The organism is Motilibacter aurantiacus (assembly GCF_011250645.1).
Taxonomy (GTDB): Bacteria; Actinomycetota; Actinomycetes; order Motilibacterales; family Motilibacteraceae; genus Motilibacter_A; species Motilibacter_A aurantiacus.
Genome location: NZ_JAANNO010000005.1, coordinates 72275 through 90845, shown reverse-complemented (window position 1 = coordinate 90845; position 18571 = coordinate 72275). Strand labels below are relative to the sequence as shown.

The window sequence follows — 18571 nt, the reverse complement described above, 5'->3', positions numbered from 1 at the left end:
CGACCTCGAGGGCGGCGTCGCGCAGGCTGCGCCCGCCCTCGGCCCGGACCGCCTCGGCGACCGCGACCTCGGTGCGCTCGCGCAGCAGCACGTCGCGCAGGCCCGGCGTCACCTCGATGACCTCGAAGACGCCGACCCGGCCCTTGTAGCCGGTCCCCGAGCAGACGCTGCACCCCTCGCCGGCCATCGGCCGGGCCCCCACCGTCTCGGCGTGCGAGAGCGCCAGCGCGGCAGCGACCGCCGGCTCGATCGTGGTGGGCCGGGCGCAGCTGGCGCAGACCCGGCGGACCAGCCGCTGGGCGACGACGCAGGAGAGCGAGGACCCGACGAGGAAGGGCTCCACGCCCATGTCGACGAGGCGGGTCAGCGCGGCGACGGCGGAGTTGGTGTGCAGCGTCGAGAGCACCAGGTGGCCGGTCATCGAGGCGGTGAGCGCGAGCTCGGCGGTCTCGGTGTCGCGGACCTCGCCGACGAGGACGACGTCGGGGTCCTGGCGCAGGATCGCGCGCAGGCCGCGGCTGAACGTCATGCCGGTGCGCTCGTTGATCTGGACCTGCGTGATGCCGGGCATCTGGACCTCGACCGGGTCCTCGAGCGTCACGATGTTGCGCTCGGGGCGCACGATCTCCTGCAGGGCGGCGTACAGGGTGCTCGTCTTGCCGGACCCGGTCGGGCCGGTGATGAGCACCAGCCCCTGCGGCTCGCGCATGGCGGCGCGCAGCACGGCCAGCTGCTCGGGCGCCATGCCCACGCCGCCGAGGTCCGGCACCTGCTCGGCCCGCATGAGGAGGCGGACGACGACCTTCTCCCCGTGGATCGACGGCATCGTGCTGATGCGGGTGTCGACGGAGGTGCCGTCGACGCTGATCCGGGCACGGCCGTCCTGGGGGAGCCGGCGCTCGGCGATGTCGAGGCCGGAGGTGATCTTGATCCGGCTGACGACGGCGGGGGCGGCCCGGCGAGGGACCGTCATGACGTCGCGCAGCATGCCGTCGATGCGGTAGCGGATGCGCAGCACCTCGCGCTGCGGCTCGATGTGCACGTCGCTGGCGCCGGCGCGCACGGCGTCGCTGAAGACCATGTTGACCAGGCGGACGGTCGGGGCGTCGTCGGGGCTGCCGCCGGCCTCGGCCTCGCTCTCGGTCTCGGCCGAGATGCCCTCGATGACCGTCGCGACGTCGGCGCTGTCCTCGGACAGCGACCAGGCGCGCGCGAGGTGCTCGGTGATCTGCGACGCGGTCGCGACGAGCACCTCGAGGCGCGGCGCGCTCGTGTAGAGCCGCACGTCGTCGAGGGCGAGCACGTTCGTGGGGTCCGAGGTCGCGACCCGCAGGCCGCCGTCGGCCAGCCGCTCCAGGACGAGGACGCCGGTGCGGTCCGCGACGCTGCGCGGCAGCGACCGCACCACGTCCGGGCTGACGACGACGCCGCCGAGGTCGACCATCTGCAGGCCGAGGACGCTGGCGAGGGCGTTCGCGACCTGGCGCTCGGAGGCCAGCCCGAGCTCGGTGATGAGCTCGCCGAGCCGTCGACGCTCGCCCTTGGCCTCCTTCTGGGCCTGCAGCGCGCGCTCGACGTCGGCATGGGTGAGCACGCCGGCCTCGATGAGCACGTCGCCGATGCGCTTGCGCGGCATCGAGGCGAAGCCGCTGCCGCCGAACGACGCGTAGGAGGGGGCCGGCGGCGCGGGGGAGGCGTGCTGGGGGACGTAGGACGACTCGCCGTAACCCGGAGCCGTGTACGGCACCGCGTACGGCACGGGGTCGGAGGCGCGCGAAACCGTCACACCGTCTTGTCGGCCGGGGCCGCGGGGACCTGAGCGCGGCTCAGCCGAGGACCGGCGTCCACGTCCCCAGCGCGGCGCTCGCTGCGGTGGCGAGGGCGACGAGCCCGGTGGTGGCGAGCAGGAGTCCCGCGTCGCGCCTGGTGAACGGCTGCGGCCGGGCGACCGTACGCGGCCCGGCCGTGTCGAACCCGCGCGCGTCCATCGCGGTCGCCAGCCGGGAGGCCCGGCGCACGGCGGCCACGAAGAGCGCGAACGCCTGCCCGGCGAAGAGCCGCCCGGCCGCCAGCGGGCTGCGCCCGGCGTCCACGCCGCGCGCCCGCCGGGCCAGCCCCAGCGCCCGCCACTCGTCGGCCAGCAGCGGCATGAGGCGCAGCGCGGCAAGCGTGCCGTACGCGAACCGCGGCGGGGCGTGCAGCCGCTGGACGAGCGCGTCGGCCAGGTCGGTGGGATCGATCGTGGTGGCCACCAGCAGGCCGGGCAGGGCGACCACCACGACGCGGAGCACGAGCGGTGCGGCGTCGGCGACGGCGAGGCCCGGCCCGGGCGCGAGCAGCGCGTTCGACAGGAACACGCTGAGCCCGCCGAGCAGCACCGGCCAGCCGCGGCGCAGCAGGGTGCGCGGCCCGACCCGGGCGAGCAGCACCCCGGCCGCGACCGGGACGAGCAGCAGCGCCTGGGTCACGGCGTCCCGGGCGGCGAGCGCGGCCAGCGCCAGCACGAGGCAGGCGCCCAGCGCGGCGACGGGGTTGAAGCGGGCGAGCGGCGCGGTGGAGCGGCTGGGCGCGAGGAGGGGCGCGGTCACGGCAGCCGCACCTCCCGCCCGGCGAGCGCGTCGACGAAGGCCCGGTCGTGCGTGACCGCGCAGACCGCGGTGCCGGCGTCGAGCAGCCCGCGCAGCAGCGCCACCAGCTCGGCCCAGGTCCGCGCGTCCTGGCCGAACGTGGGCTCGTCGAGCACGAGCACCCGCGGCGCGGCGGCCAGCGTGGTGGCGACGGAGAGCCGACGCTGCTCCCCGCCGGAGAGGGTGTGCGGGTTGGCCCTGGCCAGCCGGAGCAGCCCGAGCCGGTCGAGCAGCTCGTCGGCCCGGGCGTCGGCCTCCTGCGCGGGCACGCCCGCCCGGCGCGGCCCGAGCGCGACCTCGTCGCGCACGCGCCCGGTGAGGAACTGGCGCTCGGGCTGCTGGAAGACCGTGCCCACCCGGGAGGCCAGCGCGGCGGCCCGCCACTTCCACAGCGGGCGCCGGTCGGCGCTGAGCGCGGGCGCGGCGGTGACGGACCCGGCCGAGGGGCGCAGCAGCCCGCCGAGCACGAGCGAGAGCGTGGTCTTGCCCGCGCCGTTGCGGCCGGTCACGCTGACCGCCTCGCCCTCGCGCAGGGCGAGATCGACCCGGTCGGGCCGTGGCGGGGCCCCGGGGGAGTGGCGGTGGGTGACCGCGGCCGCCCGCACGAGCTCGTCGCCGGGCTGTGCGGGCGTGCGCGGGGGTGGGGCCGGCTCGCGCCCGGGCACCCACACCCCGTCGGCCGCGAGCGCCGACCCGACCGACCCGGTGAGGACCCGGGAGGGCGGGCCGTCGGCGAGGACGCCGCCGCCGGGCGCGAGCACGACGACCCGGTCGACGAGGGGCAGCCAGGGTGCCACCCGGTGCTCGACCACGAGCAGGGACGGCCCCGTGGCGTCCAGCACCCGGCGCACCCCGGCGCGGACGAGGTCGGCCCCCTCGGGGTCGAGGTTGGCGGTGGGCTCGTCGAGCAGCAGCAGCCCGGGCTCCATCGCGACGGCCCCGGCGAGCGCCAGCCGCTGCGCCTCGCCGCCGGACAGCGCCGCGGTGGGCCGGTCGCGGCCGTACGGGAAGCCCACGGCCTCCAGCGCCGCGTCCACCCGGGGCCAGATGAGGCCCGCCGGGACGGCCGTGTTCTCCAGCCCGAAGGCCACGTCGTCCCCGGCGCGCGCCATGACCAGCTGGGCCTGCGGGTCCTGCATGAGCAGGCCGGCCCGGCCGCGCGCCTCCCGCGCGGGCACGCCGTCGAGCAGCAGCTCCCCCTCCTGCTCCTCGCCGGTGCTCGGGTCCAGCACCCCCGCGAGGGCGGCGAGCAGCGTGCTCTTGCCCGCCCCCGACGGGCCGAGGACCAGCACGCGCTCGCCGGGTGCGACGGACAGGTCGACGCCGCGCAGCGCCCAGGCCTTGCGCCCGGCGTGCCGCCAGCCCCAGCCGCGCGCCTCGACGGCGACCGGCCGGGGGGTCCCGGCGCCCAAGGTCAGACGAGCTCGCGCTCGCGGCCGGCCGCGAACGCGCTGAGGGCACCGGTCGGCGCGAGGGCGCGCACCGCGTACCAGGAGAGCAGGCCGGTGAGCACGGCGCCGGACACGACCACCAGCCCGAGGTAGGCCGCCTTCCAGGCGACCGACCACAGCGGGTAGGAGTAGACCCAGTCCAGGGGAGCGGCCCCGGCCCCCGCCAGCGCGCCGGCCGCCATCGCGGTGCCGAGGGTCCAGCGCCGGTAGCCGGTGGCGGCGAAGGCGCACTCGGCGAGCAGCCCCTGGACGAGCCCGTAGACCACGACGGCCGCGCCGAACTGGCTGAACAGCATCCATTCGACCGTGGCCGCGACGAGCTCGGCGAACACCGCCGCGCCCGGCCGGCGCACGATGAGCGGGACGAGGGCGCACGGGAGGAACCACATGCCGTAGATCAGCGCCTGGCCGGGCGGGAAGGCGACGAAGGCGGGCTTGAACGCGTCCCAGAGGTAGGCCCAGGCCCAGAAGACGACGCCGCAGGCCACGGCCAGGACGGCGGCCACGACGATGTCGACGGTGCGCCAGGCCGTCGCCGTGCGGGTGCGCACGCCGTGGGTGACGAGCGCGGCGCCGACGGCCACCACGAGGGCGGCGACGACCGCCGCCGACCGAGGCTGGTCGTACGCCAGGACGAGCAGCAGCGTGACGGCGCCGAGGACGGCGCCGACCGCCGGGTCGAGCAGGCGGCGGGCGCCGCCGGGCGGAAGCGTGAGGCTCATGGAAGGTCCCTCCTACGGTGCGAGCCGAGGAGGGGAGGGCATGGACGACTGACGAGCCCGCGCCCGGCCGCCGTGCCCGGGAGACGGGCACGCCGGCCGACGCGAGGTGGGACCGACTCCCTGCGCCGGCATGACCCGGATCAGGTTCGAGGGTCTGTGGGTCAAGCCCACACTCTCAGCGCTGCAGCGCTCCCCTGCGGTGTTGCGTCGCGAACACTAGCTCAGGACCTCCCGGCGGCCGCCGATAGGGGCCGTCATGAGCAGGGTGGGCTCTCGGGGGGAGCCGCGTGATCCGCGGGTCGCCGCGGCCCGCGGCGCCGCGGTCTTCGGTGCCGTGGGCGCGGTGGCGACGGGCTTGGCAGCGGCCACGATGCTGCACGGCCCGTCACGCTCCTACACGTTCGCGCTGGCCGGCCTCGTCACCGTCCTCACGGTGCTCATCTGGAAGCTGCCCTGGGACCGCTGGCCGCACCGCTACCTGCTCGTGATCGTGCCGGTCGCCAGCGCGTTGATCGGCTTCGGCAACTGGGCTAGCCCCAACCCGTACGACGCGTCGATCTTCTTCCTCGTGCTCACCCTGTGGGTGGGCGCCACGCAGCGCCGCGGCACGACCGTGGCCGTGCTCCCTGTCCTCGTGGCGGCCTACTGGCTGCCGCTGTACGACGTGGCCGACGACGACCGCGAGCGGCACCTGCTGACGTCCTCGCTCGGCTACTACGTGCTCATCGTCCTCGTCCTGGGAGAGCTGACCGCCTACGCCATGGCCAGGATGCGCCGGGTCAGCGCCGAGCTGCGCGAGCATGACGAGCGCCGGTTCACCGCCCTGGTCGAGAACGCCTCCGACGTGACCGTCCTGCTCGACGCCTCCGGGACGGTGGCCTACGCCAGCCCGTCGGCCCGCTCGGTGCACGGCCGCCACCCGGAGCAGATGGTGGGGCTGGCGTTCGAGGAGGCCCTGGCCCGCGACGTCCATCCCGACGACCTCGCGGCCGCGGTCACCACCATGCGCGCCGTCCTCGGTGGCGGCGGGGGCCCCACGAGCTTGCACGTGCGCGCCGTCGACGGCGCGGGCGGGTGGCGGGAGATGGAGTGGCTGGTCGCCGACCACCGCGCCGACCCGGTCCTGGGCGGGGTCGTGGTGACCGCTCGCGACGTGACCGAGCAACGCCGGCTCGAGCGCGCGCTGCGCGAGCAGGCCCTGCACGACCAGCTCACCGGGCTGGCCAACCGCGGGCTGCTGACCGAGCGGCTGCAGCGGGCGCGCGGCGAGGGGCGCGCCGTCGCGGTGCTCTACTGCGACGTCGACGGCTTCAAGCCGGTGAACGACCGGTTCGGCCACGAGCAGGGCGACCGGGCGCTGCAGGAGACCGCTCGCCGGCTGGTCGCCGCGGCGGGGGCCCGGGCGACCGTGGCCCGGCTGGGCGGTGACGAGTTCGCCGTGCTGCTGCCGGACGCGGGGGAGGAGGCGGGGCTGGAGGTCGGGCGGCGGCTGGTGGCGGCGATGGCCGTGCCGGTGGAGCTGCCCGGGTCCGGCACCGCCCGGCTGGGGGTGAGCGTCGGGCTCGCCGCCGAGCTGCCCCTCGACGAGGACCTGCTCGTCGCGGCCGACATCGCGATGTACGCCGCGAAGGCCGGCGGCGGGTCCGAGGTCCTCGCCTACCGCCCGCAGATGCGGGAGAGCCGGGCCGATGAGGCGGCGCTCCGCATGGCGCTGCGCGGCGCGCTGGACCGGGACGAGCTGCGCCTGGACTTCGCCCCGGTGCTGGGCCTGGCCACCGGCCGGCTGCTCGGGGTCTCCGCGCTCGTGCGCTGGGACCATCCGGTGCTGGACCGGCTCGGCGTGGAGGGCCTGCTGCCCGAGGTCGAGGCGTCCGGGCTCGGGCCCCGGCTCGGCAGGTGGGCGTTGGAGGAGGCGTGCCGGGCGCTCGCCGAGGCGCGCCGGGACGACCCGGCCCTCGCCGACGCGTACGTCGGTGTCGGCGTCTGCGGCGCCTTCGTGCAGAGCCGGCACTTCGCCGCGGACGTGCGCGCCGCCCTGCACGCCGCCGGCCTGCCGCCGGGCGCGCTCGTGGTCGAGCTGGGGGCCTCGGCGGTGCCTGCGGCCGGCGCCGTGACGGACGAGCTGGAGGCGCTCGCCGCGCTCGGCGTCCGCTTCGCCCTGGCCGGCTTCGGCGCCCAGAGCTGCTCGCTGCTCGAGCTGCAGCGGCTGCCCCTGGCCCTGGTCAGGACCGACCCCGGGCTGCTCGCCGGGCCGGAGGGCGGCGCCGGCCTGCTGCCGCCGATCGTCGAGCTGGGCCGCCGGCTCGGCGGCCGGGTGGTGGCCGGCGGGGTGTCGTCGGCCGACGAGGCGGCGTACCTGCGCGGGCTTGGCGTGGACGGGGCCCAGGGGCCGTACGTCGGGCCGCCGCGCCCGCTGGCCGAGCTGCGGGCTGCCGCCGTCGGGGCCTAGCGCAGGAGCGCCGAACGCCTCAGCTGGAGGCGGTCCCGGTCGATCAGGCGAGGGAGGGCCGCGCTGGGTGGCGCGACGGGACGCAGGAGGAGAGTGCGATGTCGTGGTTCCGAGGGGGGCGGGCCGAGGCCGTCACGCCGTCTGGCTCGGGCCAGCCCCGAGACGTCGAGGCGATCGAGGACGTGCTGTCCGCCCTGGACGGCGGGGTGACCGACGACGTCGACGCGCATCGCAAGGTGACCGACGGCTTCGTGCAGGCGCTCGGCTTCGAGTACGGCGCGGTCTGGCTGCCCGGCGACGGTGACACCTTCTGGCTGGCCGGCGAGTCGGGCCCGCTCGTGGCCGAGATCGCGGCGGCCGGCGCGGGCACGCGGATGAGCCCGAGCGCCATGGGCCTGGCCCCCGAGGCGCTGCGCACCCGCCGGCCCGTCCTGGTGCACGGCGACGAGCCGGCCCCGACGTGCGCGCGCTGGACGGCGGCGCGCGGCGCCGGGATGGTCACCGGCTGTGCGATGCCGGTGCTCGAGGGCGGCAAGGTCGTGTCCGTGAAGGAGTTCTACACCCGCGGTGAGCTGCCGTTCTTCGGCCCGCGGGCCGAGAAGTGGGAGGCGCTGGAGCGCCTGGTGTCCCGCGCCCGCCACGGCGCCGTCGCCACGGCCCAGCTGCAGGAGACGCTCAACGACCGGGCGGCCGTGACCGAGGTCGTCAGCAAGGTGTCCCTGGCCAAGGACGAGCAGGCCGCGCTGCGGATCGCGCTCGACACCGTCCGCAGCGCGTTCGGCTGGCAGTACGGCTCGTTCTGGGCGCTGGACGAGGAGGCGAACGTGCTGCGCTTCGCCGTCGAGTCCGGCTCGGCCGGCGACGAGTTCCGCAAGGTCACGCTGGCCGCTTCGTTCGCCGAGGGGGTCGGGCTCTCCGGCCGCGCCTGGCGCGCCCGCGACCTCGTGTTCGTGCGCGACCTCGCGGAGGTGTCGGACTGCGTGCGCGCCCCCAGCGCGCAGCGGGCCGGCGTCAAGTCGGGCGTCTGCTTCCCGATCCTGTCCAACGGCCGCGTCATCGGCACCATGGACTTCTTCGTGACGCGGGCCATCGAGCTGTCCGAGACCCGGGCGTCCGCGCTGCGCAACGTGCAGCAGCTCGTGTCCCAGCGGCTCGACATCCTGCGCCGCGCCGAGGACGACCAGCGCAACGCCGCGTCCCTGCTGGAGACGGTCAGCCAGCTGCGGGAGGCGGGGGAGGACGCGGGCCGCGTCGCCGCGGAGGCGGTCGGCCGCGCGTCGGTCATGACCGCCGAGGTGGACGCCCTCGGCCAGGCCTCGGCCGCGATCGGGGACGTCATCAAGATCATCTCCAACATCGCGGACCAGACCAACCTGCTGGCCCTCAACGCGACGATCGAGGCGGCGCGTGCCGGGGAGGTCGGCCGGGGTTTCGCCGTCGTCGCGGGCGAGGTCAAGGACCTCGCCCGGGAGACCGCGGCCGCCACGCAGCGTGTCACCGAGCAGATCGCCGGCATCCAGGCCAGCAGCCAGTCGGTGTCCTCCGGCATCCACGCGACCAGCGAGATCATCGGCCAGCTGGATGCCGTGCAGGCTCGGATCGTCGAGGCGCTGGAGGCCCAGGCCCGCATGGCGCAGGCGTTCGACACGCACTGACACCCGGCAGGCGCGGCGGAGCGGAAGGGCCTGGCTCTCAGGCCTTCCGCTTCGCTGTCCCGCGCTTCGGCGGTTACGGCATTCGTGAATGACCGTGCAGGGCACGCGTGAGCGCGGCGAGGGCCCGTGCGTTCTCCGGAGCGGTCCGCACGGCGATCCGGAGGGCATGCGCCCCCAGTGCGGTGCCCATGGCTCCCGCATCGCGCAGGTAGACCTCCTCGGCCCGGCACGCGTCGACGACGGCCTGCGCGTCCGGGCCGTCCCCCGGCAGGTGGGCGAGGAGGAAGCCTGCCGCGGCGCCCGGGACGACGTCGAGCCCGAGGGCCCGCAGCCCGTGCGCCAGCCCGGTGCGCAGCACGGCGGTCTCGGCCCACCGGGCGGCGTAGTAGCCGGGGTCCTGCAGCGCGCGCACGGCCGCCACCTGTCCCGGAAGGCTCACTGCCCAGGGCGGGGACCAGGCGCGCAGCTCGGCCACCACCGCCGCGGGCCCGCAGAGGTAGGCGACGCGAGCCCCGCTGAGGGCGTACGCCTTGGACATCGACTTGCACACGACCACGTTTCTGCTCGCAGCGGCGTACCGCTCGAGCGACTCGTCCGGGCCGGCGAAGTCGACGTAGGTCTCGTCCACCCACACCCGGGCCCGGCCGGGCAGCCGGCGCAGCGAGGCGGTGAGCTCGGGCCGGGGGACGTGCCGCCCGGTCGGGCTGTTGGGGTTGACCAGGACGACGAGGTCGTACGCCGCGTCGTGCACGCGCCGGACGAGCCGCTCGACGTCGAGGCCGTAGCCCTCCTCCCGCTCCAGGCGCAGCCGGTCGACCCGGCACCGCACCACGTGCTCGAGGACGTGTGCGTACTCGCCGTACGTCGGGTCGAGCAGGAGCACCCGGGATGCGGGTGTCAGCCACCGGCCGAACGCCAGGAAGATCAGCGCCGACGAGCCGGCCCCCGGCAGCAGGGCGTCGCGCGGGACGCCGCGGGCCTCCGCCACCGTGTCCAGCAGGCCGCCGCACTCGGTCGGCGGGGAGGTGCGCAGCAGCCACGGCAGGTGCGCCGCGACCGCCTCGACCGCGCCCGGCGCGGGCGGGAACCAGGCGTCGAGCACGTCGGCGTTGACGACCTGCGTCGACCGCTCCAGGGCGTCGAAGCGCTCGCCGACCCCGTCGAAGGACGCGCCGCCGTGGAAGCAGCCGGCCGGCTCGGTGAACGGGAAGGGCAGCCGCCAGTCGCACGCGCGCAGCCGCGCGAGGAGCGGCGCGACCGCGACGGCCCGGGCACGGGCCTCGGTCGTCGTCATCGTGAACACCTCGAAGCCGAGCGCCCCGGACGTGACGCGCAGGCCGAGCGGGCGCGCCCCCGCCTGCCGGTACGCCGCCAGCGCCCGCCCGTGCCCCATCCCGACGATGCGGGTGCCGCCGGCGGCCTCGACGTGGCGGAAGGCGGCGTACATCAGCAGCGCCGCGAGCGCGCCGCCGCGGTGGCCGGGCGCGACCGTGAGCAGCCGCACCTCGTGCACCCGCTCGTCGACGGGGAAGGGCAGTTGCCCCCGGGACACGTACGTGTCCAGCGACAGCGCGCCGCCCGGGGCGGTCACGCTGACGGAGCCGACGAGCTCCTCGCCGACCGTGGCCACCAGGTAGGCGTTCGAGGCGTCCAGCCGGTCGGTCAGCCGCTGCTCGGCGTTCTCCGGGTGCTGGCCCAGCTCCCGCGCGTACGCAGCGTGGCGCAGGCGGTAGGCCGCCTCCCGCTGCCCGGCGGAGGCGTAGCCCACCCGCACCCGCTCCAGCCCCATGGGCGTCGATGGCACGTGGACAACCTGGCACGTGGGACGAGCCTGGCGCAGGCCTTGCCGTTTGGTAAACCGAGGCCCTACCCTCCAGCTGTCCTACATTTGGAGAGGTCATGAGCCTGGTCGCCCCCCAGCGGTCGGCGCCGCTGTCGGCGCAGGTCGCGGACCAGCTGCGCGCCCTCATCGCCGACGGCAGCTGGCCGCTCGGGTCCCGCATCCCGCCGGAGCACCGGCTGACCGAGGAGCTCGGCGTCAGCCGCAACACCGTCCGCGAGGCACTGCGTGCGCTCGTCCACACCGGCCTGCTCGAGGCGCGCCCGGGGGACGGGACCTACGTGCGCGCGGACAGCGAGCTGCGGGTCTCGCTGGGGCGCCGGGTCGCGGCCGGAGGGCTGACGGACGCGTTCGAGGTGCGCGCCCTGCTCGAGCGGGCCGGCGCGCGCCGGGCCGCGGAGCGGGCGACGGTGGACGACATCGACGGCCTGCGCCGGCTGCTGGCCGCGCGCGACGCGGCCAAGTCGGCCGGCGACCTCGAGCGATTCGCCGAAGCCGACTTCGCCTTCCACCGGGCCGTCGTGGCGGCGGGCGGCAACGCCCTGCTCACCGAGCTGTACGAGTACCTCACCACCCCCATCACCCGCACGATCAGCGAGAGCGCGGCCCTGCACGAGGACGGCGGCGTGCACGCCCGCCACGCCGAGCTGCTCGACGCCATCTCCGCCCACGACCCGGACGCCGCCGAGGCGTGCGCCGAGGCGCTGCTGGCGCACGGGATGGCCGCGCTGCCGACCGCCGGAGCCGGCTCGGAGAACCCGGAGGACACCCCCCGATGACGACCACCGCCCCCATCGCACCGGCGGTGCCCGCCCGCAGCACGCGGACCGTGCTGCTCGTGGTCGGCATCCTGCTGATCGGCGCCAACATGCGGGCGTCGCTCACCAGCGTCGGCCCGCTGCTCGACGACATCCGGCTGGACACGGGGCTCTCGAGCGCGGCGGGCGGCCTGCTCACCGCGCTGCCGCTGCTCGCCTTCGCGCTGCTGTCCCCCGTGGCACCGGTGGTCGCGATGCGGGTCGGCATGGAGCGCACGCTCTGGGGGGCGCTGCTGCTCCTGACCGTCGGCATCGTGCTCCGCTCGACGCCGGTGACCGGCGCGATCTGGGCGGGCACCGCGCTGCTCGGGTGCGCCATCTCCTTCTTCAACGTGCTGCTTCCCAGCCTGGTCAAGCGCGACTTCGCCGGCAAGGCGGCGCTCGTCATCGGGTCGTACGCCGCCACCCAGACCGTGGTCGGCGCCGTGGCGTCAGGCATCGCGGTGCCAATGGCCGGCGACGAGCCCGACGGCTGGCGGCTCGCGCTCGGCTTCTGGGCCGGGGCCAGTGCCATCGCCGCCGCCTTCTGGCTGCCGCAGCTGCGCTCCACCACCCGGCCGCAGCATGCCCGCGCCGCAGCCCTCGACCCGCACCCGGAGTACCGCTCGCCCTGGCGCAGCGCGATGGGCTGGCAAGTCACCGCCTTCATGGGCCTGCACTCGCTGGTGTTCTACGACGTCATCGCCTGGCTGCCCTCGATCGTGCACGACGAGGGGATCTCGGAGACGACCGCGGGCTGGTACCTCTTCGTGTACCAGGTCGTGGCGGTCCTCTCGAACCTCAGCACGCCGTTCCTCATGCGGCGGTTCCCGGACCAGCGGACTCTCGGCGCGCTGTGCTCGACACTGATCCTGGTCGGCACGGCCGGGCTGCTCGTCGCGCCGGGCGCGGCGCTGCTCTGGGTCGTCTTCGCCGGGCTCGGCGCCGGCGTCGCGCTGGTGCTGACGCTGACGCTGTTCGGCCTGCGCACGGTGCACCACGGGCAGGCTGCCGCCCTGTCCGGGATGGCGCAGTGCGTGGGCTACACGCTCGCCGCCGCCGGCCCGGTCGTGATCGGCGCCCTGCACGACGCCACCGACGGCTGGACGGTGCCGCTCGCGCTGCTGACCGCCCTCGCCGCCGTGCAGGTGGTGTTCGCCGTGCTCGCCGGGCGTCAGCGCGTCATCGGCTGAGCTCGGGCTCGGTCCTCAGGTCGATCCGCTCCTTGCGGACCGGCGCGCTGACCGTGGCCTCCGCGGTCTCGGTCTCCACGACGACGCGGACCTGCTCGACCGGGACGGTCTCCAGCGTGACCACCGGGCGCTCGGCGTACAGCACCAGGACCTGCTCGCGCGGGGAGAACTCGGTGCCGTCCGCCGGCGCCCGGAGCGCGTCCGCGTCGTCGACGGGCTCGCTGACCAGCCGGACCATCTCCCGGCGGACCTGGACCGTGACCGTCTCGGTCTCGGTCACGACGTACTTCTCCACCCGGGCGCGGCTGCCCACGACGGTCTCCACGCCCGTGACGAGCCGCTCCTCCGAGCGGGTCATCGCCTCGTCGGAGGTGCCCGTGCCCGCCGGGGTGCCCGCGAGGCCGGCGGTGCCCGCCGCGGCCTGGGCGTCGGCAGTGGCGGCGAGCCCGCTGCCGTAGTGCGCCGCGAGCTCCTCCTCCTCGGCCGGCTCGAGGTGGCCGCTGTCCAGGCTGACGTCGGGGCTCTGCCGGACCAGCTCCCGCGAGTACGGCAGGGACAGCCCGTCGGCGGTCAGCTCGGCGCCGGCCAGCGGGACGGCGTGGTCACGCGCGCCGAGCAGGCCGGTGCGTACCGTCGCCCACTTCGGCTCGCCGGTGCGGTCGTCGAGGAAGGCCTGGACGACCTCCCCGATCCGCTCCCCGTCGCCGGAGTACGCGTCCTGGCCGAGCAAGGCCTGCGCCTGGTCACGTGTGATCACGTCGTTCCTCCTCGCAAAAGGCCTGCAGCTCCGCCGGACGGCCTTCCCGTCCACCCCCTCGGGCAACCCCTGCCCGCGCGAGCGCGTCGCGTCAGTAGCGCAGCCAGATGTCCGTCCGCCGGTTCAGCGCCCGGCCGGCAGGGGTCGCGTTGGACGCGTACGGGTCCCGCTCGCCCATCGTCACCACGCGGGCGCGTACCGGCACGCCCTCGGTCAGTGCGGCGCAGACGACTCGCGCGCGGCGCCGGCCGAGGGTGACGCCGGACTCCCACGAGCCGCGCGAGTCGGTGTAGCCGAGGCAGGACACCACCCGGGCGCCGTCGAGCCGGGCCCGCACCGCCGCCAGGTAGCGGGCGTCCGCGGCCGACACCCGCGCCGACTCGGTGGGGAAGTAGGCCGCCCGCGCCAGCTTGAAGGACCGCGCCACGACGGTGGCCGCCCCGGCGGCCGGCCGCGGGCGGGGCTGCCCCGTCCGCGAGACGGACGCCGTGACTCGGAACGGCACCCCGCCGGGCACGGCGGTGACCGCGCGCCCGAGCGGCGTCAGCCGCACCCCGACGTCGACCCGGCGGGTGCCGCGGGCGGCCGTCGCCGTGCCCGCCCCCACCACGACCCGGCGGCCGGCCACCACCGTGGAGACGGTCACCGCGCAGCGGCGCAGGTCCGGCCGGGAGCTCGTGCAGGGCAGGCGGACCACGCCGTCGTGCACGATCCGGGCCGGCAGCGGCAGGCGTACCCGCCCCGGCTCCTCGGAGGTCAAGGGCACGGCCGCGGCGCTGGTGACGAAGGGGTGGTAGGCGCCGGTGGCAGCCGTGCCGACGGCGTCGACGACGCGGTAGCCCACCGGCCGCGGCGCTCCGGAGAAGCCGGTGGCGGGCAGGAACGTCAGGGCGCCGGTGGGCGCGTCGAGGGCGTAGCCGCCCTCCCGGGCAACGTCCACCACAGTCGTCGGCCGACCGGCCCCGTCGAGCAGGGTGACGGACCCGCCGGGTGGAACGGGCAGCGACACCGCCTGCGGCTGCGCCCCGGGCCCGGACGAGCGCAGCACCGGCGGCACGACGACCACGGGCAGGCGGGCCGTCCGGCCCGCGCCGTCCGGCCCGACGCCCACGGCGACCAGCACGTGGTCGCCCGGCTCGATGCCGGCGGGCACCTCGACAGGGGCGGCGAGCCGGCCGTCCCCGTCGGCCGTGACGGAGCCGAGCACGGTGGGGCCGGGATAGACGCCGACCTTGGCCGTGGAGTGCGGCAGGAAGCCCTCGCCGGTGAGCGTCAGCGCCGCTCCCGGCAGCGCGACCCCGACCGGCCCGCGGTCGGTGCCCAGGGCGTCCCCGGTCACGGGGGCGGCGGGCGGCAGCACGGGGTCACCGGCCACCACCGGCGCGGAGGGGACGCCGGCGGCCGTCGTGCCGTCCGCGAACGACGCGACGACGGTGACGGTGTACGCACTGCCGGCGGTGCCGCCGAGCACGCAGCGCCGGCCGGAGGTCGAGCAGGACGCCGGGCCGGGGGAGGCGTACGCCCGGTAGCCCGTCACGGCGCTCGCGCCGGACGCCGGGGCCCAGCTCGCGAAGACTGCCGAGGTGCCTGCGGTGGCGGCCACCGCGGGGGCGAGGGGCGCACCGGCGGGTGCGGGAGGAGGCGGGACGAGGGTCAGGGGGCTCAGGGCAGCGGGGGCCGACGCCGGCCCCGGGCCGATGGCGTTCACCGCCCGCACGGAGACCGAGAGCGCCGTCGCGTCGCCCGGGCCGGCGGTCGTCCCGGTGCGCGTGCCACCGCCCGCCGGGGCCGTGGGGAGCGCGGCCCACGTCGTGCCGCCGTCGAGCGAGGACTCGTACCCCGTGACGGCGCTGCCGCCGTCGTCGGCGGGAGGCGTGAAGGTGACAGCGGCGCCGCCGTCGGCCGCGCGCGCGGTGAGGCCGGTGACCGCTCCCGGGACCGCCGCCACGGACCAGGATCGGGTGGTGGCGGGCCCGCGGACGCCGGCCGAGTTCACGCCCCACACCCGCAGGGCGTGCGCGCCGCGCGACAGCCCGGGAAGCGTCGTCGGGTCGCTGCACGGGGTGGGCGCGGCCGCGTCGAGCGCGCAGACGTACCGGGCGAGCGTCGTGTCGGCGGGCTGGCGTGCGAGCGAGGCCGTCGCCGAGGTCGCCGCCGTGGCCCCGGTGGGCAGGCCGGTCACGACGGGCGCGAGCGGCGCCGCCGGTGGGACGAACCGCCAGCCCACCGCGAGCGTGCGCGTGTCGCCGGGCGCGAGCGCCGGGACCGACCACTGCACGCCGAGTGCGTGGTCGACGACCGTGGGCTCGTGGCTGTCGGGGTAGCCCCAGCCGGCGGAGTGGAAGGGGTCGTCGTAGGAGACGTAGTCGCCCTCGTAGTAGTGCTCCCAGGGGGCGGTCGCGTCCTCGACGAGCTCGGCGCGGCTGCCGTCCGGCGACACGCCGGACAGGATGCGCGCAGGCGCCGTCCCCGCCAGCTCTCCGAAGCCCTCGTCGAAGCCGCTCACGTAGAGGTCGCCGGCGTTGAAGGCCTGGAAGCCGACCGGTGCCGCCCCACCGTTGCGCACCGACCAGGACAGGGCGTACGCCGTCCCGCCGTCCACCGCCGTGAGCACCTGGGTGACCCGCAGGCCGCTGGTGCCGGCGTCGAACGAGGACGTCACGGCCCAGGGGTCGGCGGCGGTGCCGGTGCCGGACAGCGCCGGCGCCGACACCTGCGTGAACCGCGTGGGCGAGATCCCCGAGTACGCCCTGCCGCCCACGTGCAGGGCGAAGTGCGCCGCGGCGTCGGCGCTCAGGCCTGTCTCGCTGGCCGAGAAGAGCGAGCTCTGCGTGCCGCTGAACCGGGCCGTCACCGCCCCGCTCGACGCGCCGCCCGGCACGCCGACGACCAGGGCGCTGCCCGGGACGACCACCCCTCCCGGCACGTCGTCCGCGGCGCCGGCCGGCGACGCGACGAGCGAGCCGGCCACGAGCGCCGCGGCGGACGCTCCGGCCGCGACCGACATCCAGGCAACTGGTCCGCGCATGAGGCCCCCGATCGAGAGACCGCCCCGGCACCAGCCGCGGGCGTGATCCCACTCACCGTGCCCAGCGCGTCGGGCGGGTGCGCTCGCGCGGGGCCCGAACCCCACGAACGCACTATCGAACCGGGCCCGAAGGCCCAACCCGACCGGACGCCGGGGCGGGGTCAGCTCGCGTCGCCGCCCGGCGGGTCCTCGTCCGGGCCGTCCCGGTCCGGGCGCGAGCGCTGCTCGCCCATCTCCTCGAGCTCGTCGAGCACGGCGCGCAGCTCGCTGCGCAGGAAGTCACGGGTGGCCACCTCGCCGAGCGCGATCCGCAGCGCCGCGACCTCCCGGATGACGTACTCGGTGTCGGCGATGGTCCGCTCGCTGCGGGCGCGGTCCTGCTCCCACTGGACCCGGTCGCGGTCGGTCTGCCGGTTCTGCGCGAGCAGGATCAGCGGGGCGGAGTAGGACGCCTGCAGCGACAGCATCAGCGTGAGGAAGATGAACGGGTAGTCGTCGAACCGCAGGTCGTCGGGGGCCAGCGAGTTCCACAGCACCCAGGTCGCGACGATCGCGCTCATGTAGCCGATGAACCGCCACGAGCCGAGGAAGCGGGCGGCCCGGTCGGACAGCGTCCCGAGGAAGTCCGGGTCGTACGTCGGGCGCGGCACGCCCCGACGGCGGGACTCGCGCGGGACGTCGAGCCCGGGCCGGCGCGGCCCACGGCGCTCACGGGCCACGGGGCACCTCGACGTCGGCCGGGCGGTCGCGCCAGTCGTCGGGCAGCAGGTGGTCCAGGACGTCGTCGACGGTCACGGCGCCGACGAGGTGGTCGTTGTCGTCGACCACGGCCACCGAGACGAGGTTGTACGTCGCGAGGTAGTGCGTCACCGCCGGCAGCGCGGTGTGCGGCAGCAGCGGCTCGAGGCCGTTGTCGACGATGCCCGAGACCAGCGCGGACGGGGGCTCGCGCAGCAGCCGTTGGATGTGGCAGGTCCCGAGGTACTTGCCGGTCGGGGTCTCCAGGGGCGGCCGGCACACGTAGACGGCGGACGCGAGCGCGGGGGAGAGGTCGGGGTTGCGCACCCGGGCCAGCGCCTCGGCGACGGTGGCCGAGGGCGGCAGGATCACCGGCTCGGTCGTCATCATGCCGCCGGCGGTGAGCTCGCCGTAGCTCAGCAGCCGGCGCAGGTCGGCGGCCTCGTCGGGCTCCATGAGGCCGAGCAGCTTCTCCGCCTCGCCGGCCGGGAGCTCGGCGAGCAGGTCGGCCGCGTCGTCCGGTCCCATCGCCTCCAGGACGTCGGCGGCGCGCTCCTCCTCGAGCTTGCCGAGGATCTCGACCTGGTCGTCCTCCGGCAGCTCCTCCAGCACGTCGGCGAGCCGCTCGTCGTCGAGCGCGGCCGCGACCTCGGCCCGCCGCTTCGGCGACAGGTCGTGCAGGACCGCGGCCAGGTCCGGCGCGCGCATCTCCTCGAACGCGGCCAGCAGGTTGGTCGCGCCCTGGCCCTGCTCCTCCAGCGCGAAGCCGGTCACCGCGTCCCAGTCGACCGTGAACGTCTCGCCGCGCCGCCGCAGCCCCTTCGCCGGCCGCGAGACGTGGACCTTCTGCAGCACCCAGTCACGGGCGCGCGTCTGCTCCAGGGCCACGTCCTCGACCGTCACGGTCGTGCCGTCGTCGAGCAGGGTGACCTTGCGGTCGAGCAGCTCGCCCAGCACCAGGGTCTCGGTGGGGCGCTGGGAGAAGCGACGCATGTTGACCAGGCCGGTCGTGATGACCTGGCCCACGTCGACCGCGGTCACCCGGGTCATCGGCAGGAAGACGGCGCGCCGCCCGAGCACCTCGACGACGAGGCCGAGCACCCGCGGCGGGCGGTGACCGGGGCGCAGCACGCAGACGACGTCGCGCACCTTGCCCACCTGGTCACCGGTCGGGTCGAAGACCCCCGTCCCGGCCAGGCGTGCCGCGAAGACGCGCGATCCGCTCATGGGCGGCAGGCTAGCCGTAGGGCGGGCGTCACCGCGTCGCGCACGTCGCGGCGGTGGCGCGGCAGGTGCCCGGGCGGCGCAGGCGTA

At 76.3% G+C, this 18571-nt stretch carries 13 protein-coding genes and 1 riboswitch; of the genes, 4 read left to right on the top strand and 9 right to left on the bottom strand.

Features of this window, described 5'->3' with window-relative positions; genetic code table 11:
• From G9H72_RS10695 to G9H72_RS10680, 4 genes are all read right to left on the bottom strand, one after another.
• Positions 1-1786: GspE/PulE family protein (locus G9H72_RS10695; protein WP_331272178.1), on the bottom strand; the 1786-nt coding region annotated here is incomplete at its 3' end.
• A gap of 40 nt (positions 1787-1826) precedes the next feature.
• Complete coding sequence (locus G9H72_RS10690; protein WP_166170787.1) at positions 1827-2588, bottom strand: energy-coupling factor transporter transmembrane component T family protein; 762 nt, start codon at positions 2586-2588, stop codon at positions 1827-1829.
• On the bottom strand, positions 2585-4039 hold the full coding sequence (locus G9H72_RS10685) for an ABC transporter ATP-binding protein (RefSeq protein ID WP_166170785.1): 1455 nt from the start codon (positions 4037-4039) through the stop codon (positions 2585-2587). Before G9H72_RS10685 ends, G9H72_RS10690 begins: the two co-directional genes overlap by 4 nt.
• 2 nt (positions 4040-4041) lie before the next feature.
• Complete coding sequence (locus G9H72_RS10680) at positions 4042-4800, bottom strand: ECF transporter S component (RefSeq protein WP_166170783.1); 759 nt, start codon at positions 4798-4800, stop codon at positions 4042-4044.
• A 99-nt stretch (positions 4801-4899) separates the two neighbouring features.
• Positions 4900-5006: riboswitch (TPP riboswitch) on the bottom strand.
• A 50-nt stretch (positions 5007-5056) separates the two neighbouring features.
• Here G9H72_RS10680 and G9H72_RS10675 point away from each other — a divergent pair.
• Positions 5057-7249, top strand: coding sequence for a putative bifunctional diguanylate cyclase/phosphodiesterase (locus G9H72_RS10675; RefSeq protein WP_166170781.1), 2193 nt, complete (start codon positions 5057-5059; stop codon positions 7247-7249).
• Positions 7250-7347: 98 nt separating this feature from the next.
• Positions 7348-8904, top strand: a complete 1557-nt coding sequence (locus tag G9H72_RS10670; RefSeq protein ID WP_166170779.1) for a methyl-accepting chemotaxis protein — start codon at positions 7348-7350, stop codon at positions 8902-8904.
• A gap of 73 nt (positions 8905-8977) precedes the next feature.
• Here the strand turns inward: G9H72_RS10670 and G9H72_RS10665 are convergent, their stop codons facing one another.
• A complete protein-coding gene (locus G9H72_RS10665; protein WP_331272177.1) occupies positions 8978-10708 on the bottom strand; it encodes a histidinol-phosphate aminotransferase family protein in 1731 nt (576 codons plus the stop codon).
• 95 nt (positions 10709-10803) lie between these two features.
• Here G9H72_RS10665 and G9H72_RS10660 point away from each other — a divergent pair, with 95 nt between their 5' ends.
• Both G9H72_RS10660 and G9H72_RS10655 read left to right on the top strand, forming a co-directional pair.
• On the top strand, positions 10804-11523 hold the full coding sequence (locus tag G9H72_RS10660; RefSeq protein ID WP_166170777.1) for a FadR/GntR family transcriptional regulator: 720 nt from the start codon (positions 10804-10806) through the stop codon (positions 11521-11523).
• Positions 11520-12734: an MFS transporter gene (locus tag G9H72_RS10655; protein WP_166170775.1), complete on the top strand. Its 1215-nt coding sequence runs from the start codon at positions 11520-11522 to the stop codon at positions 12732-12734. Before G9H72_RS10660 ends, G9H72_RS10655 begins: the two co-directional genes overlap by 4 nt.
• On the opposite strand, the gene G9H72_RS10650 is transcribed toward G9H72_RS10655, so the two are convergent.
• The 4 genes from G9H72_RS10650 to G9H72_RS10635 form a co-directional block, all read right to left on the bottom strand.
• A complete protein-coding gene (locus tag G9H72_RS10650) occupies positions 12724-13491 on the bottom strand; it encodes a DUF2382 domain-containing protein (RefSeq protein WP_166170772.1) in 768 nt (255 codons plus the stop codon). The two genes, G9H72_RS10655 and G9H72_RS10650, sit on opposite strands and share 11 nt — an antisense overlap.
• A 91-nt stretch (positions 13492-13582) precedes the next feature.
• Complete coding sequence (locus tag G9H72_RS10645; protein WP_166170770.1) at positions 13583-16519, bottom strand: OmpA family protein; 2937 nt, start codon at positions 16517-16519, stop codon at positions 13583-13585.
• A 161-nt stretch (positions 16520-16680) separates the two neighbouring features.
• On the bottom strand, positions 16681-17238 hold the full coding sequence (locus G9H72_RS10640; protein ID WP_166170768.1) for a DUF1003 domain-containing protein: 558 nt from the start codon (positions 17236-17238) through the stop codon (positions 16681-16683).
• Positions 17228-18484 carry a magnesium transporter MgtE N-terminal domain-containing protein gene (locus tag G9H72_RS10635; RefSeq protein ID WP_166170766.1) on the bottom strand — a complete coding sequence of 419 codons (1257 nt, stop codon included), beginning with the start codon at positions 18482-18484 and terminating at the stop codon, positions 17228-17230. The genes G9H72_RS10640 and G9H72_RS10635 overlap by 11 nt, the downstream gene beginning before the upstream one ends.
• Positions 18485-18571: the final 87 nt, after the last annotated feature.